Below are 23,176 nucleotides of genomic sequence, written 5' to 3' on the forward strand. Positions count from 1 at the left end.
TTTTGAACAGGGAATCCTTGCCCCTCCTGGCCGGCGCCCGCCGTGCCTTCAAGCCGGGTACCCGGTGATCTCGCGAATGCTCTGGTACAGCGGCTTGAGCTGGCGGTACATGCGCAGATAGACCTCGCTGTACAGCCGCTGGTACATCTGCTGCGCTTGCGGCTGCGGTTCGAACACCGCGCCCACCCGGGTCATGGCGCTGATGGCCGTGGGAAAGTCCGGGTACAAGCCCAGGCCCACCGCGCAGGCGATCACCGCCCCCAGCCCCGAGGCTTCATAGACATGGGGGCGCTCCACCGGCAGGCCGAAGATATCCGCCGTCAGCTGCATCGCCGCATCGCTCTGGGAGCCGCCGCCGGCCACCCGCAGGCGGGTGATCTTCAGCTTGGAGCGTTTCTCCATGCGTTCCATGCCCTGGCGCAGGGCATAGGCCAGGCCTTCAAGGATGGCCCGGTAGATATGGGCCCGGGTGTGCACGTCACCAAAGCCGATCATGGCGCCCTTGGCTTCCATGCCCGGCTCGCGGATGCCCGGCGACCAGTAGGGTTGCAGGGTCAGGCCCATGGACCCGGGCGGCACCGCCTGGACCAGGGCATCGAACAGCTGCTCCGGCTCCAGCCCCTGCTCGGCCGCCTGCTGCACTTCCCGCAGGCCGAACTGTTGCTTGAACCAGCTGACCATCCAGTAGCCGCGAAAGATCATCACCTCGCAGTTGTAGTGATTCGGCACCGCCGCCGGGTACGGCGGGATCAGCGGCACCACTTCCAGGTAACGGGAACGGGTGGTGGTGATGGTGGCCGTGGTGCCGTAGGACAGGCAGGCCGTGGTGGAATCCTGGACGCCCGAGCCCAGCACTTCGCAGGCCTTGTCGGCACCGGCGGCAATCAGCGGCAGGCCCTCGGGAATACCGGTGTGACGACTCGCTTCGGCGCTGATCCGGCCCAGGGTTTCACCGGGTTTGAGCAGGGTCGGCAACTGCTCCTGACGCACGGCCAGGGCCTGCCATTTCCAGTCGCTGGGGGCGGCCCAGCGCAAGCGCTTGTAGTCGAACGGCAGGTACGCCACGCAACAGCCAACGGAGTCGACGAAGTTGCCGGTCAGGCGATGGGTGAGAAAGCCCGAGAGCAGCAGGAACTTGTCAGTGGCCGCCCACACCTCGGGTTGCTGCTGGGCCACCCAGTTGGCTTCGGCCTGGGCCCGAAAGTACTCCACCGTGGCCTCGGCGCCGATCAGCTTGAACAGCCAGCCCCAAGGCCCCTTGATGCGGCCCTCGACCTCGGCCTGGCGCTGGTCGAGCCAGAGGATGGCCGGACGCAGGGCTTTACCCTGGGCGTCGACATTGATCAGGGTGCCGCGCTGGGTGGTCAGGGACACGCCGCGGATCTGTGAGCGGTCGACGCCGGTCTGCTGCCACAAGCGCTGGCAGGCTTCGCCGAGCTTGGCCCAGTAGTAGTCCGGGTGTTGTTCGGCCCAGCCGGGCTGGGTCGAAAAATAGGCCTCCAGCTCCACCTTGCCCTTGCCCAGCAAGTTGCCCGACAGGTCGAACAGCAGCGCGCGCACGCTCTGGGTGCCGTTGTCGATCGCCAGCAGGTAGTCCTGCTTATTGTTGTTGTGGTTGTCCATGCGGCTCTCTTGGTTGGGGCATCAAGGGGTGACGGGCGGCAGGCTGTGATGGCGTTGCCACAGGTCGCGATAGCGCTGTTCTTCGGCCAGCCAGCGCGCGTCGTCCCAGCCCAGCCGGGGCTGGCACAGGCGGCGGATGGCCGGCAAGTACTGCGCCGCGCCTTCGGCCAGCAGCAGACCGAGCCGGGTACGGCGCAGCAGCAGGTCGTCCAGGTGCAGGACCATCTCGGCCTCGGCGGCAAAGGCCAGCTCGGCCCACAGGGTGTCGCTGGCGCCGACGCAATCGCCTCCCAGCTCGGCCACCCGCTGCGCTACTCGGGGCAAGTCGCGGCCATGACGCCCGGCCAGGCGCCGCAACTGAGCCGCGCTGAGCCCGGGAATATCCAGGAGCGCCAGCGGGGAGAACACCGGTTCGCCGTCGTCCTCCACGCTGCGCCCGAGCATCGCCCCACAGGCTTGCAGCACCTCGATGGCCTGGGGCCGGAAGGTGGTGAGCTTGCCGCCGGCCAGGGTCACGCAGCCCGGTTCCTGCCACAGCACATGCTCGCGGGTTTCATTGGACGGCTTGCCCGGTTGCTCCCCACCCGCGCCGGCCACTACAGGACGCACCCCGGCCCAGGTCGAGAGCACATCGGCGGCGCTCACCTGAGCCTGGGGAAACTGCTGGGCACAGGCGGCCAGCAGGTACTGGAGTTCTTCCTGGCTGATGCTGGCGCTCTGGTCCAGATCGTCACGGTGATCAAGATCGGTGGTGCCCACCACCGTGGCCCCTTCCCAGGGGAAGACGAACACCGGCCGACCGTCCTCGGCATGCATGAAGCTGAAGGCATGGGCCACCGGCAACCGCCAGCCCGGCAGCAACAGGTGGCTGCCGCGCAAGGGCCGCAGTTGGCGGGCACTGCCCGGCGGGCGCAGGCGCTCGGCCCAGGCTCCGGTGGCCACCGCCAAAGCGGCGCAACGCAGCTGTTGCGGCGCCCCGCCTTCACGGTCCTCGATCTCGACCCCGCAGACCCGCCCGCCTTCGCGCAGCAGTCCCGTAACCTGCAGGCCGCTGAACACCTGCGCGCCATCGGCCCGGGCCTCGGCCAGCACCCGCATCACCAGGCGCGCATCGTCGGTCAGGGCATCCAGGAAACAGGTGCCCCCCAGCAGGCCCGGCTCCTTCACCCCCGGAGCCAGGAAGCGCAGGTGCGCGGCATCATGAAAACTGTGGTTGCGGCGCCCGGCCAGGGCGTCATACAGGGTCAACAGGCCACCGAACACCTTGGGCCCGGGAAACTGGCCACGGTAATGGGGCATCAGGAAACTCATGGGTTCCACCAGCCCGGGGGCCTCCTGCAGCAGGCGCTGGCGCTCGCGTACCGAGTCCCGGGTCAGGCGCCACTGGCCCTTGGCGATGTAGCGCAAGCCGCCATGGACCATCTTCGATGAGCGGCTGGAGGTGCCCCAGGCAAAGTCCCGCTGCTCCAGCAACAGGCAACGCCAGCCGCGCCGCGCCGCTTCCCGCACAATCCCGGCGCCGCTGATACCGCCGCCGATCACGATCAGGTCCCAGGTTTGTGCCCCGAGGCCGGACAGCGCTTGTTGGCGCCATTGGCCGTTCCAGTCCTGGCTCATGGCTTCACTGCTCCAACAGGGTGCCGGGGTTGAGGCGCCCGGCGGGGTCGAAGTGGCGGCTCAGGGCCTGCAGGGTGTCGATGGCCAGCGCGCCCTTTTCTCGCAACAGGTACGGCGCATGGTCCTTGCCCACCCCGTGCTGGTGGCTGATGGTGCCGTGGTGATTGACGATGGTCTGGCTGGCGGCGTGCTTGAGGGCCTGCCAGCGGGCCAGGGTCGCCGGGTACTGGACGTCCGGGCGGAATACGTAAGTGGTGTAGATGCTCGACCCTTCGCCATAGACATGGGACAGGTGGGTGAACACATGCACCTGCTCGCCCACGGCAGCCAGGCCGTCCCGCAGGCTGCCCTCGATGCGTTGCAACAGGCGGTCGACATTGCTCCAGTCGGTGGCGGTTTCCAGGGTGTCCACCAGGTAGCCGGCATTCCACAGGCTTTCGCGCAGGTAGGGAAAGCGAAAGCGGTTCTGCGCCCATTTCTTGCCCAGCAAAGTCCCGGTAAAGACCCCGCCAAACCCCTTGAGGTGCCGCCGGGCGTGACGCAGGGACAAGGCGTTCTGCTGGCGATTGCCGGTCACGCCGAAGGTCAGCAGGCACTTGCCCGGCCCCGCACCGCGCAGGGCCAGGTATTTTTCCAGCCAGGCGATCTGCGTGGGATGGCCGGCCAGGGCCAGTTGGGTTTCGGTCTCAAGGGCATTGGACAGGCGCAGCATCGACAGCGGCACCCGGGCCTGGGCCAGGGCGCGCACCGCTTGCAGGGCCTGGGTCCAGTCCGGCAGGAACACGCCGTAGAAGCGCTCGTCGTCCGGCAAGCGGCTGACCCTGACCTTGACCTCGGAAATGATCCCGAAGCGCCCTTCGCTGCCCAGCACCACTTCCCGCAGATCCGGTCCGGCCGCAGACGCCGGAAAAGTCGCGATAGGCATCGGCCCGGCAAAGGTTTCCAGGGTGCCCCCGGCGAACAGCTGCTCGATGCGCCCATAGCGCAGCGACTGCTGGCCACTGGAGCGGCTGGCCACCCAGCCCCCCAGGGTCGACAGCTCCCAGGACTGGGGGAAGTGCCCCAGGGTGTAGCCGCGAGCCCGCAGTTGGCTCTCCACCTGCGGGCCGCTGGCACCGGGGCCGAAAGTGGCCAGCAGGCTGTCTTCATCAAGGTCCAGGAGGCGGCTCATGCGCGCCAGGGACACCGTCAGCACCGGCCGCTCCGACCCGCCCGGATTGATGTGCCCGGCCACCGAAGTGCCGCCGCCGTAGGGAATCAGGCACAGGTCGCGATCCTCGGCCAGGGCCAGCAACTGACGGATCTGTTCGGCGGTTTCCGGAAAGGCCACGGCATCCGGATAAACCCCCAGCTCACCTTCGCGCAGGGCCAGCCAGTCCGGCAGGCTCTGGCCGCGTGCATGCAGCAGGCGCTCCTGAGGGTCGATGCAATACAGCGGGTGGGCAGCAAGGCGAGAGGCCGGCACCTTGGCCAGCGCCTGTTCCAGAGTCGCCTCCGGCAAGCGGCGCCCCGGTCCTAGGCGCTCGGCCAGAAACCCCGCGCCCTGGGCCGGCAATTCGACCACCGTGGATGCATCCCCCCAGCCGTTCCAGCGTCGCATACGTGTGTCCTTCTGCTGTTCTTATAGGTCTTGCTTCAGGCTCCCTATACTAGTGCGCGGCTGGACGCTGTCACGGTCGCATCGCGCCAGGGGATGTAGCCGATTGAGTCAGACAGAGGTGACATCCGGCGCCAGTTGCCGAAGAATCCTCCCCCTCCCCATCACAGGCTCGCTCCCATGCCGGCACCCCTGAAAACCTGCGCCCCACTGTTCTGGTCCACCGATCTGGGCATCGACTACGGCGCGCCGACCTTGCACCTGCATGACTTGCTGCCGGTGGTAGGCGAGGAACACTCGGCCTTCTTCCAGCACCAGGACGGCATCGTGATCGGCGAAACCCTGCAACTGATCTGGTGCCCGCCGGTTGCCGACCTCAATGGCTGGAACGAGCAGCCTTCGGAAATTGCCCTGAGCCAGCTGCTGCGGGTCAGGATCACCGGCCCGGCAGCCGAACCTCCCGCTCCACGCAATGCCATCCACCATGGCCGGCCGAGGTACCGCTTCCTGGTCCTGTCCTGTCAGCCCCTGCCGGCGGCCCTGCGCGCCCAACCGCTGGTACAGGACGCCTGGCACATGCCGTTGATTGGGAGCGAACAGGGTAGTTGCCTGACCTGGGAGGCCATCGACAACTGCAGTCGCGCCGAGGTCCAGGGGCTGCTCTACCTCTGCGCCCACGCCCCGTACGAAAGCTATATGGAAATGTTCATCGAAGACGTGGGCGGGCAACTGTTCGGGCTGCTTTCGGTGCACCTTGGCCCCGGGGGTGACGACTATGAATTGGGCCGCCGCGCCCTTGAAGGCGCAGAGTTGCGGGCCATCCGCCGCGCCCTGGACATGGCCCGGCCCTTGACGGATTCACAGGCCGCTTACCTGGCGATCTGAGCCCTACAGACTGCAAAAGAGCACTGAAAAAGACTAAGCAGCTGTTTTCAAACTCATTTTTTTGCTTTTGGGGCTTCACAGCCCGCGCAGAAATTGATAAATTTGCGCCCGTTCTTGCAGCGGCCCTCCCCGGTCCGGCAGTCAAAGCAAGTAACGTCGCAACAGCTACAGGGGCGTCGCCAAGCGGTAAGGCAGCAGGTTTTGATCCTGCCATGCGTTGGTTCGAATCCAGCCGCCCCTGCCATTTTTCTTCATGTTCATCCCCCCAGATTCCGTTCCAGCACCTCCAGCAATGCGCTGACCTTGGGCAACCCCTGCCGGCTTTTCAGCCACAGCAGATGAATCGCCTGCCCTTCGCTGGCCCACTGCGGCAGCACTTCGACCAGGGTGCCCTGCGCCAGCTGCTGCTTGACCAGCCACGAAGGCAATTGCGCGATCCCGTAACCTTCCAGCACCGTCATCAACAAGCCCTCGCCATCCCCCACCACGCAACTGGCGGACATCACCCGGCGCTCGCTCTCGCCCGGACGCCCGGTGGCGAAGTTCCAGGGGCTGACTCGGCCGTCCACCCAGCCATAGGCGATGCACTGGTGCCGTTCCAGGTCCTGGTCGGTCAGCGGCGTGCCATGGCGGCGCAAGTAATCGGGGGAGGCGCAGAACAGGTGCCACTCACGACCCAGGCAGCGATGCCCCAGTGCCGCCGGCCACAGGCCCGAACCGCCGAGGCGCACGGCAATGTCCACGCCGGCTTCGAGCGGGTCGATGGCGGAATCGGAAAAGGTGATGTGCGGCTGCAAGCCGGGGTGTTCCCGGGCGAACCGCAAGACGGCGGCCAACACCTGGGAGCGGCCAAAGGTCCCGGGCAGATCGATGCGCACCCGCCCCCGCAGTTCGGTGTTTTCTGCGTTCAGCGCCAGCTCGGCCTCTTCCAGATCGGCCAGCACACCGCTGCAGGTGCGGTAGAAAGCCGTCCCCGCGTCGGTCAACGCCAGGCTGCGGGTGGTGCGCTGGAACAGCCGCGCCTGCAACCGCCCCTCCAGCCGGGCAATGGCCTTGCTGACGGCGGAAGCGGTGAGGTTGAGACGCTCGGCGGCGCCCTTGAAGCTGCCGCAGTCGGCGACGCAGACAAATACATCGATCCCCTTCAAGCGTTCGGAAGAAAACATCGGCGCCTCACATTCATGAATCTGATTCCATTCATTGGGTAAAAATCATCATAAAACAGAATCAGATTCCCCAGTAAGCTGGCTGCATTCTCCCCAGACCCTGCTACGGACGATGAGGCACGGATGCTGCGCACCCTGAAAGGCTACCCGAAGGCGATCAACCTGCTGCTCACCGGCACCCTGGTGCTGACCCTGGCCCGGGCCATCACCCTGCCCTATCTGGTGATCTACCTGAACAGCGCTTTTGGCCTGCAGGTGAGCGACATCGGCCTGGTGATCGGCAGCAGCCTGATCCTCGGTTCGCTGCTGAGCCTGTATGGCGGTTTCCTGGTGGACAGGACCGCCAGCCACCGCCTGATCCTCGGCTGCTGCGCACTCTTCACCCTGGGCTTTATCGGCACCTTCACGGCCCGCCAGCTGTGGCTGTTCTACCTGTGCCTGGTGCTGATCAACCTGGCCTACGCGGTGATCGACATCGCGATCAAGGCCGGCTTTGCCCAGCGCCTGCCGGTGGAGCAACGTGGCGAAGCCTTCTCGATCAAGTACACCCTGACCAATATCGGCTACGCCGTGGGCCCGTTTCTCGGCGCCGGGCTGGCGCACCTGGAGATCAGCCTGCCGTTTCTGATATCCGCTGCCCTGGGTGCCGGGTTCCTGGCAATCCATCTGATCTGGGGCGATAGACAGTTGGACGGCGCCGGCGCAACGCCAGCGCCGCTCTCCTTCCCGACCCTGGGCAAACAGCTGCTGCGCGATTACCGCCTGGTGTGCTTCACCCTCGGCGGCCTGCTCAGCGCCGTGGTCTTTGGCCAATTCTCGGCCTATCTCTCGCAGTACCTGGTGATCACCACGTCCCCAGAGGCCACCTACCGCATCATCAGCACCCTGGTGGCGACCAACGCCCTGCTGGTGATTGCCTTGCAGTACAGCATTGGCCGGCGGATTTCCCCGCGCCATCTGAACCGCTGGCTGGCAACCGGGCTGGGGCTGTTTCTGCTGGGGGTCAGCGGGTTTGGCCTGTCCACCAGCCTGCCGCTGTGGGTACTGTCGATGGTGGTGTTCACCCTGGGGGAAATCATCGTGTTTCCCGCCGAGTACATGTTCATCGACCTGATCGCCCCTGAGCCGTTGCGGGGCCTGTACTACGGCGCACAGAACCTCTCCAACCTCGGCGGCGCCCTGGGTCCGATACTCTGCGGCATGGTCCTGGCCAGCCAACCGGCCCACTGGATCTTCTACATGCTGGGGGCGTTCATTGTCGCCGGCGGGCTGTTCTACTGCCTGGGCGCGGCCAACCTGAGCCAGCCAGGCGCCAGGAAAGCGAATGAGGCTTGATCCTGCTCATGCCTTCAGGGGCATCCCCAGGCGCTCGGCTATCCGCAACAGGGCTGCCCGACAATGCGCTGAAATCACCAGAGGTGGCTCATTGATCATGTACAGCAAATGCTCGAAGGCGACCCCGGCCTCGTTGTGCTCCAGGTAATCGAGCACGATTTCCCGCCCATGCTACAAGCCCGCCTGGGCCAATGCGTGATCCTGCGGTACGGGTCCGAGTTGCTCATAGGCACGGGCCAGCAAGGGTGACACTTCATCCAGGACGTCAATGAAATCCGCTCGCAGGCGGCGTACTCGCTCAGGCATAAAAGCCACTCCTCATAGGGCAGAAAACCCTCCACTCGCCAATCACCCGTGATCGACCTGTCCCAGCAACTCGCGCCGGACTTGCAGCGCGATGGCCGTGAAGCCCTTGCCTGTACCTCGGTTGCACGTCGAATGATTCAGAGTGGCGGTGATGTCTTTCCAGCACTCCACCGCTTCAACCTGCCGGTGAGTGGGGTCGGTTTCGATTTCAAAATCGATGAAGCGCTCGTCCTGGGTCAACAACAAGCCAAACAGACTGGACATTCCAGGAAAGTCGATATCCAACTTGAGGACGATGGTTGCCGACCAGTCGACACCCTGTGACTCGGCGTAATCCAACAAGGCCTGGGGCATACCCGCGTCCCGCCAGCTCCTTGCGGTGCATTCCAGTTCGTAGGCTCTGAGAGTGTTTTGTTCCTGAACATTGAGCTGACGTTTTTTCAGGAGACGTTCGATGTCCATATCCAACCCGTGTGCTTCGTTGATGACTGCCGGAATCCGCAGGTAGAACCTTCATTTGGCGCCATGGGGTAATGACCGGCCCTGTTCATTGCGGGCCGCGAAGAATAGCCCACCCCACCCATGATCTGGCCAGCAGATTCACACCCGCCACCTTCCGCACGTTCCTCTTTGCACCCCCAACGAAGAGGAATACCCCATGAAAAACACCGACCTCAGCCAACTCATCCTGAGCGACCACGCCCGCATCGAAGCCGCCATCAGCACCGGCGCCGCCTGGGAAGTGTGGTTTCAAGTCGAGTTTCTGATGCTGCTGCGCTCGGCCCAGCTGTCCGCCGCCCGCGAAGTGCCCTATCCCGAACCGAATTCGACCTTGCGCCTGGACGTGCTGGCCAAGCACAACAACGAGCTTTATGCCATCGAGCTGAAAGTCGAAAGTGCCACCAACGCCGGCAACAAGCTGCTGGCCGAAACCCAGAAAGACATCGAAAAACTCACCAAGTACACCAGCCCCGTCACGGCACGCTGGGCCGTGGCCCTGGGTTACAGCGACGTTGCCAAACGTGGCTTGCGGGCCTTCGCCAACGCTCACAACACCCGGGTCATTTACCAGGAGTCTGGCGCCATAGGGTGCATGATCGCCACGGTTTGACCACCCGCAGCACCACGGCCCCGCCACGGCGGGGCCCTCGACGCCCAGGGCCTTCGGCCCCCTGGGCAGCCCCCTTCATCACACCTTGCGGCTCAGCCAGGCGCCCCAGAACAGGCTGCTGAAGAAGCGCGTTCCCTCGCTGAAACCACCCTCCTCAAGCAACCGCTGCACCGCCGCCTCGGAGTGCGGCGGGTCGGCGCCCTGGAGGATTTTCCCCAGCTTGGCCTGCACCTCATCCGCAGTCGCACCCTGTTGACGCCAGCGTTGGCCCCAGGCCTTGAGCAACAAGGGTTGACTGGCGTAGGCGTAGTGATTGCCCGCAACAACCAGCGGCGCACCGGGCTTGAGACGTCGGCCTATGGCTTGCAGGAGCTGGCGCTTGGCGTCATCGCCGGGCAGATGGTGCAGCACCCCGATCAGGGTGGCCGCCTCGTAGAGCTCCTCCGTCGGCAGATCATCCACCGTGGCCAGTCGCAGCTCTGTTCTGTGCAGCAACCGGTTCGCTTGCAACTGCTGGCGGGCCGCCTCCAGCATCGGCGCCGAAGGGTCCACCGCGGTAAAGCGCCAGCCCGGCTCCAAGGCCGCCATGGCGATGATTTCCTGAGCCGTTCCACCCGCCCCTACGGCCAGTATGTTGGCCGAGCCCGATGGACCCAGGCTGGCCGCCAGCATGCAGGCGGTCAGATCGTGGCAGGCGTCATACCCGGCCAGGGCGATGCGACTCTGGCGCGCATATTCCTCGGCCCGGGCGGTATCGAACTTTTCAATCGAGTTCACAGAAGATGAGTTCACAGCGTGGCTCCAAAGGTTGTCGAGCCAAGCTAGGTCATGGCGATCAATAATAAAAATTCATTGTTTTTATCCGCTGTATTCCCATAAGGAATAGCCAGTCAACACAACGCCCGCAACGCCGGTACAGCGCATAAAAAAGGGGCGATCAATGATCGCCCCCAAGCCTTGCTACCACGAGAGAACCTTACAGCGTCAGTTGTCCACGCTCCTCATCGGTCAGGCGCGCCCGGGCCTGTTCGCTCAAGGGCCCGGCCCCCAGTACCTGCACCGGGCTGTCGGGGTTGTAGCCCGGGGTGCGGCTGGCTTCTTCACGCTGGCGTTGCACCGGTTCGGAACCAAAGCCCAGCACTTCCACGGTGACGATGGACGCCCGGCCCTGCTTGGCTGCCGCCTGCTGATTGCGCGCCGCGTCCTCCGCGGCCTGGGACGCCGCCGAGCCCGCGGCACTGGCCGAGCTCATGGCCCCGGTGTTGACCGCCGCCGTCACCGGCACCCCGGACGACTTGCCCTGGGTCTGGATGTTCGCCGCGTTGACCACCCGCAGTGCCGCGATATTGACGTTGCCCGAGACCCGGATGCCCGCCTCGCCGGCATCGATGGTGCCCAGGGGGGCGATCAAGTCGATGTCCCCGGCCGCCACTTCGGCAATCGGATTCAGGGTGGCGATCCCCGCCCCGGTGCTGGGCACCGACGGCGACAGGCTGACGTTGCCCCAGTTGTCGTAGACCCGCTTGGGCGGGGTGTAGACCACGGTGGTCTTGGAACCGCGACCGGCGTTGATGTCGCCCGCTGCCGACCAGCCCATGATCGAGCCGCCGAAGGTGGTCATGATCCGGCTCTGGCCCAGAAGGATGCTGCCCAGGGAGTACAGCTGGATGTCCCCCGTACCCTGGGTGATGACCCCGGCCGACGCCGGTGGCGCTGTGCCTTCGATGCCGAAGGTCTGGTTGCCGCCCGGGGTCAGCATCTGGATGTTGCCGCCGAAATCGGTGTGCACCCCGGCGCCGCCGAACAGGGTGATATCGCCCTTGTAGGTGATCGGGTTGCCGGCCACATCGGTGCTCGGGAACAGCCCGGCAATCGCCGCCCGGCCCCGGGCGTAGCTGCCCTGGCGTATCCCGCCGTCCTGGGTGTACTCGCGGCCGGCGGCCTTGAGCTCGGCAAAATACACATCCCGGGCAAACACCCGCTGCTGCTCCGCCGGCAAGCTCGCGTAGTAGGCCCGGGCCTGGGTGCTGTCGCCGACAAAACCGAAGCGCTGCGCCAGCCAGTCCACCAGCTCAGCCTCGTAGGTCTTGGCCACCTTGCCCGCCGCCAGGCTTTCACCGGGCTGAGCCAGCCGGCTCGGGTCCAGATAGGCCTCGACGAAGCGCCGATAGTCCGGCCCCGAGGGTCCGACCCCGGCCTGCATCACGATACTGGCCCCGGGACGAGTGTCCCCCGGTGCCACGGCGCCGATGCTGGTGATGCTGACCTTGTCCTCCATGAGGATGTTGCGCCCCGCCGTCAGTTCCAGGGTGCCGGGACCGGCGACGTTGAAGTTGCTGTAGAGGATGTCGCGCCCGGCGCTGACGATGGAAATGTCGCTGGGACTGTTATGGACGAACAGGTTGCCCTGGGCAGACGAAGCATCCCCCGGATCGCCGACGCCGTAGACCCGGCCACTGCTGACGATGTCGCGCCCGGCCATCATCCACACCGCACGACTGCCTTCGTACCAGGTCTGCCCGGCGTGCAACTGCGAGGCCTGGGTGCCGAAGGTAATGATCCGCCCGCTATTGACCCCCAGCAGGTCGCCGTTTACCGCGTAGAAGCGTGCCGGGTCCATGGCGCCCTCGATGATCCCGGAGACGCTGCCGGAATCGAAGGCGAACAGCGGCAAGGTCGACACCGCCGGGTTGCCATTGACTGACAGGTTGCTGGCCACCAGCGTATTGCCGATGCGCCCGACAAAGGCCGGATGCCATGGCGTCGCCAGCGCACTGGCGGCAGCCCCGGACTGGCTGACCGTGAAACCACCGGCATAAATCGAGTCCTCGGCCAGGAACTGCAACTGCCCCTTGGCACCGGGCGCCAGCAGCAAGGGGTAGCGATAGTTGACGTCCTCACGCTGAGGCGCGGCGGCCTTGCCGTAGTAGAGGCTGCCACTGCTGGCCACGGCGCGCAGTATCGACGGGTAGACCACCGCCAGATCGGTCGCGCTGGAAGAGGTGGTGAACGGCGTCAGATTGCCGCCCAGGGACAGCAGGTCGACGGCGGTGCTGTCGGTCCACAGGGTGAACCAGCTCTGGCCAGTGCCTGACTGGGTTCCACGGCTGAAAGGCGCCGGGTTGAACTGCTTGATCCGTCCCGGGTCCTCGACGTTCTGCACCACCAGATCCCCCAGGGTCTGCAGCTGGTAGGTGGCATCGCCCGGCACCAGGGTCATGCCGCCCTGGGCCAGCCCGCGCGTGGCACGCAATGGATCGAAAGCCCGGGTTTCGCTGGGGTTGTGGTCAACGCTGGTGCCGCCATAGAGCAGATTGATGCTGCCCTGGGAGGCACTCTGCAGTTGGGTGTTGCCGCGCAGGTTGACCAGCATGCCGCTGCGATGATCGTTGCTCAGCTCGGCGAGCGGGTTCAGGGCTCCGGCAATACGCACCCGCAGGTCGCCACCGCCGGTCAGTTGCAGGCTGCCATCGCTGGCAACCCGGCCGGTGCTGCCCACCGCCAGCACCAGTCCCTGGCTGCGCGGGCTGATGCCGGCAGCGCTGGAAAGCCCCTGCAAAACCCCGGCGTCACCGCCGACATTCACCGCCAGGTTGCCGCCCCCCAGGGTGCCGAAGCCGGTGAAGCCCACCATCTTGTCGGCAACGCCCGCGGCGTAGGTGCCGAAGTTGATCCACCAGGCCGTGGGTTGGGCCGAGCCGCCGGTAGCGACATCGGCGCTGCCCTGGCGCCACAACCAGTTGCCCACCTCGGCCGAGTCCAGGCCGCTGTCCTTGGGATTGGGCCAACTGCTGCTGTTGCCGGCGACACTGGTGATGTTGCCGGTCAGGTCGCCACCGACGTCGACCCGCAGGTTGCCCCCCGCCTCCGGGTACCAGGCGCGATACAGGCTGGTGCCGCTGCCATTGACGAACTGCTCGAAGTAGCTGCCCGGATCGTTGAGCACCGTGCTGCCGCTGCCCAGGCCGCGAGGCTGGTTGTAGGGATCGCCGGCACGAGTGACCGTGGATGAAGTCCCGGCGGTATAGACCCCATACAGCGAGTCCATGCTCAGGTTGCCGGCGCTGAGCAGTTCCAGGTCGCCGGTACCGGTACGCACCACACTGAAACGGCTGCTGGACGGCCGGGCCTCGTACTCCTTGGCGCTTTGCGCCTGGCAGAAGCTCGGCGTCTCGGCGCACATGGCCGCTACCGAAGGCAGCCCCAGGTCCTGAATGAACTTTTCATCGATCACCTCCCCCGCCTTGACCACGATATCGGCCTGGGCCAGTTCGTCCACCGCGGCCTGGGTCCAGACGTAGGTGGCCTTCATTGCGCAGAACTCCGGCGTCTGCGCGCAGAACTCGGCAATGCTGCCCTGCTCCAGGTCATCGAGGACTTTCTGGTCCACCGGGTCGCCTTCCTTGACCACCACGCCGTTTTCCGCCAGGGCCTGGACCGCCGCCAAGGTCCAGGTCATCAAACCCCTGGCCGGCAGTTCCTTGGCAAACATGCCGTAGTGACTGTCCGCCAGATGCAGGTCGCCGCTGCGAGGCGTGGCTTGCAGGATGCGGCTGTCGGCGGCCTCGGTATCGGCCCCGGCCACCAGGCGCAGGGACCAGGATTGCGAGCCCTCGGCGAGCATCGGCGCAATGGCCCAGAGCCGGCCCTGGGGCCCGGTCACGTCTGGTCGCAACTGCACCGACTCGACGCCTCCCGGCAGCTTGACGTTGGTTCCGGCAGGAATCAGCGCGCCCTTGGGCAGCGCCTTGCTGCCGTCGAGCAGCACCAGCCCGGCACTGACCTTGGGCAGTGCCACCCCCTTGGGCCAGGTCATCGGCTGCAAGCGCACGTTCTGGGTCAGCAGGCTGCCGGCGTCGAGCCGGGTGCCGGCCACCAGGGTCTGGGACTCGCTGAGCAGAGTCCCGGCGGCGAACAGCAGATTGCCCGCCGCATCACGCACCGCGGCCGCAAGTACCGTGCCCGCCGGCAGTACCAGGCTCTGGTCGAGCACTGCGGTGACCGGCAGGCGGGTGCCCGCACTCAGGCTCAAGCCCTTGATCGGCAGGTCGTAGTTGAGGATGGTGCCCGAGGGGAAGCCCGTGCCATCGGCCAGGGTCACTCCGCTGCCCGGCACAAGGGTGGAGCCGCCACTGAAGTCCACTCCCGACAACAGCACCCAGCCCTTGTCGTCTGCGCTCGGGGGCGGTGGGGCGAAACCATCGTTGATGCTGCCGTAGATGTTCAGGTCGCCGCCGGCCCGCAACGTCAGGCTGCCGACCTCGCCGGAGCCGTAGACCGAGGTCTTCTGGCTATGGGGATTGAGGCTGGCATAGCGATAGCCGGACAAGTCCAGGTCACCCTGCACCACCAGATCGCCGTCCGCAGTCTTGCTGACGATCTCGACCCCCGGCCGCAGATGCAAGGCATCGGCGTAGCTGGCGTTGTTCAGCCCGGCCAGTTTGTTCTGCAGCAGGTCGCTGTTTTGCAGGGCCGCGTTGATAAAGGCCGTGCTCTGGGCATGTTTGGCGTTGAGATAGGCCTGGGTGATCTCCTGGTAAGGGCGACCGCTGGCGGTGGCATCGGACTTCTGCGGTGCATCGTCGTAGCGCAGCATGCCGTTGACCGCGATCGAACGCGCCCCGCGGATATCCAGCGCGCCGCGGGCATCGATATCGATGTCATTGCTGCTCTGGTCCGCCTGGACGATACGCGGCGCATTCAATTCCAGGGTGCCGCGGCTGCGGCCGTCGTTCTGCCCCGCCGCACTGCCCGACGCCACCTCGGTGCCATGGCGCAGGTCAATGCGCACACCCTCGGCCAGGGTCAGCCGGCCCTGGCCGGAATTGAGCACCACGGTGGCACGGTTCGGCGCATCGATGATCTTGCCGTAGCTGTCCACGCGTAGCTGGTTGCCATGGGCATCGAGCACCGCGCTGCGGTCCAGCGTCAGACCATTGCTGGCGGCCAGGTTGATGCTGCCGACCTGCTCGCCGCTGGCGTCCACCCGCCCGCTGACCCGCAGGCTGCCGTTGTCCAGCGAGACGTTCACGGTGTTGGCCTTGACCCCGTTGCCGATGTTCAGGTCGCCCTGTTTGAGCTGGAAGCTGCGCGCCCCATGGACCTGCCCCTGATTCAGACGCTGGTTGAGGGCGGCGAACTGCTCGTCCAGGGTGCCGCTGCTGCCCAGGCGCTGGGCCTGGATTTCCACCGCACCGCCCAGGTAAGGCACCCGGGTACCGCCGGCATCATAGGTACCGCTGCTGCTGCCGAGGATCTTGCCGGCCAGGTCCACTGTGCCGGCAGCGCCGTCCAGCGCCACCGCCCGCAGTTTGCCGGCCTGGTTGTTGCTGGCCGAGAGGTCGATGGTCGAGCCCGCCGCCTGCAGCACATTGCCCTCGCGGCTTTGCAGCAGCACTTCACCACCGGCACCGTAGCGGGTCAGGTCATTGAACGCGCTGGCCCGACCGGCCACATCGATCAACGCCGCATCGCTGAGCAGCACATCGCCACGGGCACTCAGGGTCACCTTGCCGCTGGGCAGCACCACGGCGCTGGCCAGACGGAGGCTGTCGCCCTGCAGGGACAGTTCCGCGCCCTGGCCATTGGCCGTGCCACGGGGCCCGGCCGAGGCGCTGATATCGATGGCGCCACCGGCAGTGATGCGGTTCACCGATCCGGCCTCGCCGGTCATCAGCGGGGTGAGGATATTCAGCTTGCCGCCGCTGTAGGCAAAGCCGCTGACCGGGTCGTAAGCCCCCTGGTGCTGATAGACCCTGAGGCTGCCCTTGTGGTTGGCGGTAATACGCTGGCTGGCATTCAGGTTGACCCCGGCAAAACCCAGGGCCAAGCGGTCCAGGCTCTTGCTGCTGCTGGGCTGAGCAAAGGCGCCATAGCCGAATTCAATGCGCTCGGCATTGATTTCCAGACGTCCGCTGCCAGTACCGGCACCACCGGCCACTACCGCCCCGGCCGGTGCCTCGGCGCCCTGCCAGATCAGGTTGGCGGTGTGGATGCTGGCCACATCGTTGGCACCACCTGCGCCATAGATCGCCGGAGTGGACAGCATCAGGTTGCTCAGCAGCGACTGGCCGGTGAGCGGGTCGTAGGTGTCAAGGCGAGTGCTGCCGTAGAAGTTGAAACTGTCCCGGGCCGAGAGCTGCAGAGTCTCCAGGGCCGGCGCGCCGGACTGGGTATCGCCGCGCAGCAGGCGGTCCAGCACTTGCTGAGTCAGGGTCATGCCGCTGGGCAGGCGATTGCCGGCCGCCGCGGCCGCCAGGGCTTCGGCACTGCCGACATTGATGGTGTTCAACCCCAGGTTCAGATGGCGGGTGCCATAGCGCACCTGATCGCCCAGTTCAAAGGCGTTGTCGGTCAGGGCGACGATGCTGCCGTCGGAGTACAGCGCGGTCTGGCCGCTGCAGGGAGCGCTGCTGCACACCCCGAGCCGGATGCCGCCACTGGATTGCCCGCCCGCTTGCGCCTTGCCGATCACATTGAGCAGGCCGTTGGAGACAGCCAGCATGTTGGCCACCTGATAGGTGAAACCGTCACGGGCGTCATAGCTGGCCTTGCCGCGGCCCAGGCTGTTGATCGACGCGCCCTGCTCCAGGACGATCTGCCCGGTATTGCTCACCAGGAACACTTCCGGCGCCGCCAGGGTCACGCCCTCGCGCAAGGTGATGGAGCCCTTGGGCGCATTGATGCCTTCGGCCAGGGTGATGTAGTTGCCGCCCTGGCCATATTTGACCAGGGTCAGGCCACCGAGCATCAGGCGCGCCGCGCCCATGGCATTGAGGCTGTTGGCGTCCAGGGTGACCCCATTGAAGCCGCCGGTGGCGGACTTGCCGCTGGCCACCACTTCGATACCGCCCTCGCCCATGTTCAATACCGCGACCGTGCCGCCGTAGCCCCCGGCAGCGGCATCGAAGCGCCCGATGCCCTGGAAGGAGAAGGCATCGGCACCGGCGCCCGGCTGCAGGGCCAGTTTCAGGGTCTTGGCATCCACCGGCAGCATCGGTCGTGGCACGCCGAGCTTGGCCGCGTCGGCCAGGGCGAACTGGGCATAGCCGGTTTCGTTGTACTGGGAATAGCGACGCAGGGTATCGGCCGACGTCAGGATCAACTGGCTGGCGACACTGTTGCCGATCCCGGTATGGGCGATCGACAAGCGCCCGGCGGTGGACCAGGAGCCGTTGCGCAGTTGCTGGGTCGCGCCTTCGGTGCCGAGCCCGGCCAGGCCGTTGATCTCCACGCGCAAGGCCCCCGGCATCAGTGCATAGGTGGACGGCATCAGGGTGTAGGTGCCCGCCGCCAACCCCGGCACTCCGGCGCCGATAGTGATCTGCTGGCCGATCAGCGGGTCCACCGCGCCGCCCTCCGGCGCCACCGGTGCATAGCCCGGCTGCACTCCGGGGACGATGGCGTAGATCGGGTTGCTGGCCAGGCCCGGCAGGATGAAGCTGCCATTGGCGCCGATCTGCACCAGCGGGCTGTAGCGCGCATCGGTGGAGCCGCCACGCCCGGAAATGAACCCGGCGCCCAGCAGTTCGCCGCCACCGGACAGGTCCACGGTGGCATTGGACTGCACCTGGACCGCCTTGCCCCCCAGGATCACCCCGACGCTCAGGTCGCTGTTCTCGTTCACCAGGGCGCCCTGGCCGAGGAAGGTCACGGTCTTGCCGTTGTACTTGTAGACCTGCCCATCGACGGTGCCGCCGTAAGGCAATACCAGGCCCTTGCCGCTGACCGAAGTCAGGCTGCCGGGCAGCAACTCGACCTGGCTGGCGCCCAGGTTGCCGATCTCGATCAGGCCCAGGGGCGCCCGAATCACCCCGCCTTGCTTGATGCTGGCCGCGCCCAGTTGCAAGCGGCCGAAGGCCGAGTAAGGCACAGGCGCCTGGTCATTGCCGGTGCGGCCGATGGTCAGGGTGCGCGCGGGGTCGAAGTTGATGCTGGTACCGGAGATATCGTTGAGGTAACCGGCAATCACCCGGGCCCCGACCTCGGTGGCCGGGTACAGCTGCGCGGCCCGCAGGGTCATGTCGCCCTGGGTCAGCAACTGGGTGCTGATGCCCTTGGCGATCACATCGGCACCGGCCCCGGCAAGAAAGCGCAGGTCGCCCTGGCTGGTCAGTTGCACATGGTCGAAGCCCCGGCGCTCGACGCTGAGCAGGCTGTTGTCGGCCTGGCGTAAGGTACCCTTGCTGCCGAACACCACGTTGCCGCGCACATCGATCAACTGGCCGCTGGCGTTGAACTGCGCCTGTGTGCCCCGTTGCGACGGCGTGCCGGTGGCGACCGGACGCACGTATTGATCCTTGGCCTCCAGGGGCGCGAGGATGCCCGCCAGCAACAGGTAGGGTGCCGACAGGTTGACCCGGCTATTGGCCGCGGCGCTGTCGCTGAGGTTCAGGGCGCCGCTGTACAGGCGCAGGCTCTGGCCCATGTTCAGCGACACATCGCCGTCGAAGCTCAGCAGACCGTTGCTCAGCAGTGCCAGGTTGTCGAAGCCGCCGGCTGTGACCTGATCCACCCCGAGGCGGCCGTGGCCGTACTCCAGGCTGGCGGCTGCGGCGTCGGCGCTACCGGGCAGCGCACTGCCCTGATGGCTCTGGCTGAGCACCAGCTCCCGGGCCTTGAGCACCCGATCGTTGACCGCGTTCTTGATGTAGTACGGGCTTTCCAGGGCCAGGGACAAAGTGCCCCCCGCCGCGCCGGCGCCCCCGGCCCGGGCGACGAAGCTGCCGTCCAGGTACAGGCCGTTGTTGGAGGCGAAACTGATGCTGCCACCGTTGCTGGCCACCTGCACCCGGCCCTGGCCGGGAATGTCCAGGGCCGCCTGGGCCCCGGAAGCGTCGAGACGCGCGCCGTCGCGCACCACCACAAACAGGTCGCTGGCCTTGGCAATGCCGGTGGCCAGGTCAATCTCGCCACCGATAGCGATCTTGCCGCCATTGCGCACCTGACCGTAACGGCGACCGCGGTTGTCCACGGCGCTTACCGCCCGCGCCGCCACGTCGATCAGCGCCTGCTCGCCGACCCAGATCGAACGCCCGTGACCGGCGGCATTGGCGGCCTCGGAACTGGCCACCGTCAGGCCGCCCAGACTGACGCTGCCGCCCCAGGCATTCAGCGTGCCGTTCATGGTCAACTGGCCGACGCTGCGCAGGTTGATGGCCTGCCCCGGATCGACATTGATCACCGCGCCCTGCCCCACGGTCAACGCCGTGGTGGCCAACTGGGCAGCCGTGGAGTACTGATTGCCGGCGCTCAGGGTCAACCCGGCGCCACGGCGCTGGGTCAGCACGCCCTTGGCCGCGTCCTGCGGGTAGAGCTCCGGCAGCCATGGCTGCAGAACGCTGGCCGGATCGCTGCCAGTGGCACTGCTGCCAGCCTGGGCGGCGAAGCGGTAGAGCGGCATCTTGACCTCAACCTGGGCACCGTCGGCCACCGTCAGGCCTTCGTTGCCGGTGATGTCGTAGGCGCCGAAGCCCTTGTTGAAGAAGTCCCCCGCCAGTTGCAGGGTGCCGGCTTGCGGGGCGACGTCCTTGGCGCCGATCAGCACCTTGTGGGCCTGCAGGGCCAGGGTGCCGCCGCCGTTGACCCCATAACCGCGCAGCTCGCCCTTGAGGTCGAGCTTGCCGTCGGCCGCCAGGGTCACGTCACCGCCCTTGCCGCCGCTGGTCTTGCCGTCATAGCCAATGCCGGCGCCGGAGCCGGCATCCACCAGGGTGCCGTTGCCCAGGTTGAGGTCGCCGCTGCTGCGCAACGACAGCTTGCCACCGTTGATAAAGGCCAGGCCGCTGCTGTCCGACGGGTCCAGGGCCAGGTTGCTCCAGCGCCCACTGACATCCAGCTTGACCCCGCTGGCCACATCGACCCGGGCCTGGGCACCGCCAGCGGGCGCGAGGATCACATCGCCGACCACGAAGTTGCGGTTCACATCCACCTGGTTCAGTACGTTGCCGGCGTTGATGCTGCCGCCATGGGCCGTGAGGTCGGCGTTGACCTTGACCTCTGGCCCGAACAGGGTGATGTCGCCGCCGTGCGCCACTTGCAGCGCGCTGTTGACCTGGATCTGCTGCTTGGCGCCGACCTTGATCGCCCCCAGCTGGAAGCCGTTGAGCGTGTCGCTGTCCAGCACCAGTTGGCCCTGACGGTTGGCCGGCAGCGCTGTAGTGAGGTCCAGGCCGTCGGCGATCTTCTGCTGGTTGGCCTCGATCAGCACCTTGTCCACGGTGGGACTCAGGGCATAGCGCAAGGTGCCGCTGGCCTTGTTGTAGATCGGCGTGTAGTTGCCAATGATCAGCTGCGCACGCTGGGCCGCGGCCTTGTGCGATTGCTGATAGCCATCGAGGTTGAGGTTCGGCGCCTGGGTCTGGCGGTCGCCCTTGAACACTTCGCTGACCAGCTGGCCTTCAAGCACCGCGTTGCCGGTACCGATCACCAGCTTGCCGGCATCGCGGCCGACGCTGTAGCCGGCCTCGTAGCGGCGCTGCTGGGCGATCAGCGGATTGTAGTAGTAATCGGTGCGGCCCCAGCGCGGGCTGCTGTCCACATAGCCCTTGTAGATGCCGGTGTAGAGCAGGTCTCCCGGAGCCCGGGACAGTTCGTACAGACGCCCGTCGGCGCCCTTGAGCCAGGTCTGCTGGATATAGCCGCCCTGCACATCGACGGTGCCGCCGGACAGGTTCAACTGAGCCCCGGATTGGGTCACCACCTCCTTGCCGGTAAAGGTCAGGGTGCCGCCCTGGGCCATCCACTCGCCAATGTTGTGGCCCTGGGTGCCCAGGTAGCCGCCCACTTCCAGCAGGCCGCCGGCGGTGTACCAGCGATCGGTGGCGTAGCCGTTGGTGCCCGCCGGGACGAACACCAGTTCGCGCAGGTCGACCCAGACGTCGTTGTTGATCAACTGGCCGCTGTCGCGGTTGCCCGCCGAGTCGCGCTGCTCGTTGCCCTGGACGTTGATCTTGATGTTATTGGACTCCATCGCCACCTTGACCCCGACGGCGCCGGCCACATCGATCACCGCACCGTCACGCACCAGGCTGCGCTGCCCGGCGCTGACCGCCACCTGACCACCGGTGGCCAGGGTGATGGAGCCGTTCTGGAAGTCCACGCTGCCGCCGCTGACGATCTCCACCCGGGACTGGTCGGTGCGGTCGGCGACGCTGCTCAAGTTATTGAACTGGCCGGTGATCAGGTTGGTCGGGGTGCCGTCGAGGTTGATCAGGCCATTGTTGCGCTGGCTGTCCAGGGCGGTGCTGCCGGAGCTGTCCAGCACAATCGCCGTGGTGCTGCCCTGCCCCAGGGTCACGCTGCCGGTGCTGTCGCTGGCGGCGTTGAGCAAGTGGATAGTGCCGCGGGTGTCCACCGAGGTGCTGGCCAGGGCCACGCCGTTCTGTTGCACCTGATGCCCGGTCAGGGTGATGTCGCCGGTGGACGCCATGATCAGCCCGCTGTTGCTGACCTTGCCGGCGCTGCTGCCGGGCTTGAGCGAGGTGGCGACCTCGTTGCCCCGTGTCGTCGAATGCTGGTTGCCGCTGGTGCCGACCCCGCGGCGGATGTAGAAACTGTCGCCGGCAGCCAGAGTGGTCTGGCCCTTGGCGGTGACGAGGGTGCCGGCGTTCTCCACTTCCGCGCCCAGGAGCAAGGCATAACCGCCGGACTCGGTGGAACTGGCCGGAGCGTGGGTCTGGATCAGCGCGCCACGCTGCACCTGGACCTTGCCCAGCGCGTCGCTGAAGGTCGGCTGGGTGCCGTTGGCGTCCACATAGAGCCCGCGCTGGGTGAACTGTTCATCGCTGATGGTGGCCGCGGCCGCCACCAGATTGCGCACGTTGACCTGACTGGTGCCGGTAAAGATCACCCCATTGCGGTTCATGATCATCACCGTGCCGGCGCCCTTGATCTGGCCCTGGATCTCGCTAGGCCGACCGTTGGGGTCGTTGACCTTGTTCAGCAGCGCCCAGTTGGACTGCTGCTGGAAGTCCACGGTGGTGTTGCGCCCGACGTTGAAGGTCTCCCAGTTGAGGATGGCCTTGTCGGCGGTCTGTTCGATGGTCACCGTGGTCTTGCCGCCGGACTGGCTCTGCACCGGCCCCTTGGCGTTGATCCAGCCCTGGGTCAGGCTGTTGTCGACCTTGAGCCCGCCCTGGCCAAGGCCGTCGGGAATACTGCTCACCGTGCCGAAGGCCGCCTGACGCGCCGCGGCCTGGGCCGCCTGCTGGGCGGCGATGGCGGCGACGCTGGCATTGAGATTGCTCAAGGAACGCTGCAACTGCTGGTTGGCCCGAGTCTGCTGGGACAACGGCGGAATCCCCGGTACCTGGCCGTTGGTGCGCGCGGCGGTGGCGGCCTGGGAGGCGCCCTTGTCGGCAAACCAGCCGGAACTGAACGCCGTGGCGCCATGGGCACTGCCCGCCATCATCAACAGGGCGATGGCGTGGGCCAGGGGCTTGAGCCGCAGGATCGGCATCTCGCCATCAAGGCGCAGGACTGGGGATTTGACCGGAGGTTTGCAGCGAACCATTACTACTCATCCTTTGTTATGAC

The 23,176-nt window shown here is 66.3% G+C and carries 12 protein-coding genes and 1 tRNA gene; 4 read left to right on the plus strand and 9 right to left on the minus strand.

What is annotated here, in order from left to right; translation table 11 throughout:
* Positions 1-48: 48 nt before the first annotated feature.
* The 3 genes from P7C00_RS17760 to P7C00_RS17770 are packed head-to-tail and all read right to left on the minus strand — an operon-like array spanning position 49 to position 4,840.
* Entirely contained in the window at positions 49-1,623 is a 1,575-nt protein-coding gene (locus P7C00_RS17760) for an FGGY-family carbohydrate kinase (RefSeq protein ID WP_404936988.1), read from the minus strand.
* Positions 1,624-1,644: 21 nt separating this feature from the next.
* On the minus strand, positions 1,645-3,240 hold the full coding sequence (locus P7C00_RS17765; RefSeq protein WP_404936989.1) for a glycerol-3-phosphate dehydrogenase/oxidase: 1,596 nt from the start codon (positions 3,238-3,240) through the stop codon (positions 1,645-1,647).
* A 4-nt stretch (positions 3,241-3,244) separates the two neighbouring features.
* Complete coding sequence (locus tag P7C00_RS17770) at positions 3,245-4,840, minus strand: FAD-binding oxidoreductase (protein WP_404936990.1); 1,596 nt, start codon at positions 4,838-4,840, stop codon at positions 3,245-3,247.
* A gap of 177 nt (positions 4,841-5,017) precedes the next feature.
* On the opposite strand from P7C00_RS17770, the gene P7C00_RS17775 reads away from it, so the two are divergent.
* Together P7C00_RS17775 and P7C00_RS17780 are read left to right on the plus strand one after the other, a co-directional pair.
* Positions 5,018-5,722 carry a hypothetical protein gene (locus P7C00_RS17775; RefSeq protein ID WP_404936991.1) on the plus strand — a complete coding sequence of 235 codons (705 nt, stop codon included), beginning with the start codon at positions 5,018-5,020 and terminating at the stop codon, positions 5,720-5,722.
* Positions 5,723-5,891: 169 nt separating this feature from the next.
* Positions 5,892-5,966: transfer RNA gene (locus tag P7C00_RS17780), tRNA-Gln, on the plus strand.
* 13 nt (positions 5,967-5,979) lie between these two features.
* Here P7C00_RS17780 and P7C00_RS17785 read toward each other — a convergent pair.
* The gene (locus P7C00_RS17785) at positions 5,980-6,888 is read right to left on the minus strand and encodes a LysR family transcriptional regulator (RefSeq protein WP_346634224.1); all 909 of its coding nucleotides are present in this window, start codon (positions 6,886-6,888) and stop codon (positions 5,980-5,982) included.
* Between the two features lie 123 nt (positions 6,889-7,011).
* Between P7C00_RS17785 and P7C00_RS17790 the strand changes: the two genes are divergently transcribed.
* The gene (locus tag P7C00_RS17790; RefSeq protein ID WP_404936992.1) at positions 7,012-8,223 is read left to right on the plus strand and encodes an MFS transporter; all 1,212 of its coding nucleotides are present in this window, start codon (positions 7,012-7,014) and stop codon (positions 8,221-8,223) included.
* A 6-nt stretch (positions 8,224-8,229) separates the two neighbouring features.
* On the opposite strand, the gene P7C00_RS17795 is transcribed toward P7C00_RS17790, so the two are convergent.
* Genes P7C00_RS17795 through P7C00_RS17805 form a run of 3 tightly spaced genes read right to left on the minus strand, consistent with a single transcriptional unit; the run spans position 8,230 to position 8,991 of the window.
* The gene (locus P7C00_RS17795) at positions 8,230-8,379 is read right to left on the minus strand and encodes a hypothetical protein (RefSeq protein ID WP_404936993.1); all 150 of its coding nucleotides are present in this window, start codon (positions 8,377-8,379) and stop codon (positions 8,230-8,232) included.
* 15 nt (positions 8,380-8,394) lie between these two features.
* Positions 8,395-8,529 (minus strand): hypothetical protein, encoded by a 135-nt coding sequence (locus P7C00_RS17800; RefSeq protein WP_404936994.1) that lies wholly within the window; start codon positions 8,527-8,529, stop codon positions 8,395-8,397.
* A 42-nt stretch (positions 8,530-8,571) separates the two neighbouring features.
* Positions 8,572-8,991 (minus strand): hypothetical protein, encoded by a 420-nt coding sequence (locus tag P7C00_RS17805; RefSeq protein WP_346634425.1) that lies wholly within the window; start codon positions 8,989-8,991, stop codon positions 8,572-8,574.
* Between the two features lie 196 nt (positions 8,992-9,187).
* Between P7C00_RS17805 and P7C00_RS17810 the strand changes: the two genes are divergently transcribed.
* Positions 9,188-9,640 carry a hypothetical protein gene (locus tag P7C00_RS17810; RefSeq protein WP_346634221.1) on the plus strand — a complete coding sequence of 151 codons (453 nt, stop codon included), beginning with the start codon at positions 9,188-9,190 and terminating at the stop codon, positions 9,638-9,640.
* A gap of 78 nt (positions 9,641-9,718) precedes the next feature.
* Here the strand turns inward: P7C00_RS17810 and P7C00_RS17815 are convergent, their stop codons facing one another.
* Positions 9,719-10,432 carry a class I SAM-dependent methyltransferase gene (locus tag P7C00_RS17815; RefSeq protein WP_346634220.1) on the minus strand — a complete coding sequence of 238 codons (714 nt, stop codon included), beginning with the start codon at positions 10,430-10,432 and terminating at the stop codon, positions 9,719-9,721.
* A gap of 184 nt (positions 10,433-10,616) precedes the next feature.
* The gene (locus P7C00_RS17820; RefSeq protein ID WP_404936995.1) at positions 10,617-23,153 is read right to left on the minus strand and encodes a filamentous haemagglutinin family protein; all 12,537 of its coding nucleotides are present in this window, start codon (positions 23,151-23,153) and stop codon (positions 10,617-10,619) included.
* Positions 23,154-23,176 lie beyond the last annotated feature (23 nt).

Origin of the sequence: Pseudomonas sp. JDS08PS003, from assembly GCF_045013505.1 — a bacterium.
In the GTDB taxonomy this organism is placed as follows: domain Bacteria; phylum Pseudomonadota; class Gammaproteobacteria; order Pseudomonadales; family Pseudomonadaceae; genus Aquipseudomonas; species Aquipseudomonas protegens_B.

Excerpts from the sequence above, each read along its gene's own strand:
- P7C00_RS17760 (WP_404936988.1), bottom strand. The coding sequence starts at position 1,623 with ATGGACAACCACAACAACAATAAGCAGGACTACCTGCTGGCGATCGAC.
- P7C00_RS17765 (WP_404936989.1), bottom strand. The coding sequence starts at position 3,240 with ATGAGCCAGGACTGGAACGGCCAATGGCGCCAACAAGCGCTGTCCGGC.
- P7C00_RS17770 (WP_404936990.1), bottom strand. The coding sequence starts at position 4,840 with ATGCGACGCTGGAACGGCTGGGGGGATGCATCCACGGTGGTCGAATTG.
- P7C00_RS17775 (WP_404936991.1), top strand. The coding sequence starts at position 5,018 with ATGCCGGCACCCCTGAAAACCTGCGCCCCACTGTTCTGGTCCACCGAT.
- P7C00_RS17785 (WP_346634224.1), bottom strand. The coding sequence starts at position 6,888 with ATGTTTTCTTCCGAACGCTTGAAGGGGATCGATGTATTTGTCTGCGTC.
- P7C00_RS17790 (WP_404936992.1), top strand. The coding sequence starts at position 7,012 with ATGCTGCGCACCCTGAAAGGCTACCCGAAGGCGATCAACCTGCTGCTC.
- P7C00_RS17800 (WP_404936994.1), bottom strand. The coding sequence starts at position 8,529 with ATGCCTGAGCGAGTACGCCGCCTGCGAGCGGATTTCATTGACGTCCTG.
- P7C00_RS17805 (WP_346634425.1), bottom strand. The coding sequence starts at position 8,991 with ATGGACATCGAACGTCTCCTGAAAAAACGTCAGCTCAATGTTCAGGAA.
- P7C00_RS17810 (WP_346634221.1), top strand. The coding sequence starts at position 9,188 with ATGAAAAACACCGACCTCAGCCAACTCATCCTGAGCGACCACGCCCGC.
- P7C00_RS17820 (WP_404936995.1), bottom strand. The coding sequence starts at position 23,153 with ATGGTTCGCTGCAAACCTCCGGTCAAATCCCCAGTCCTGCGCCTTGAT.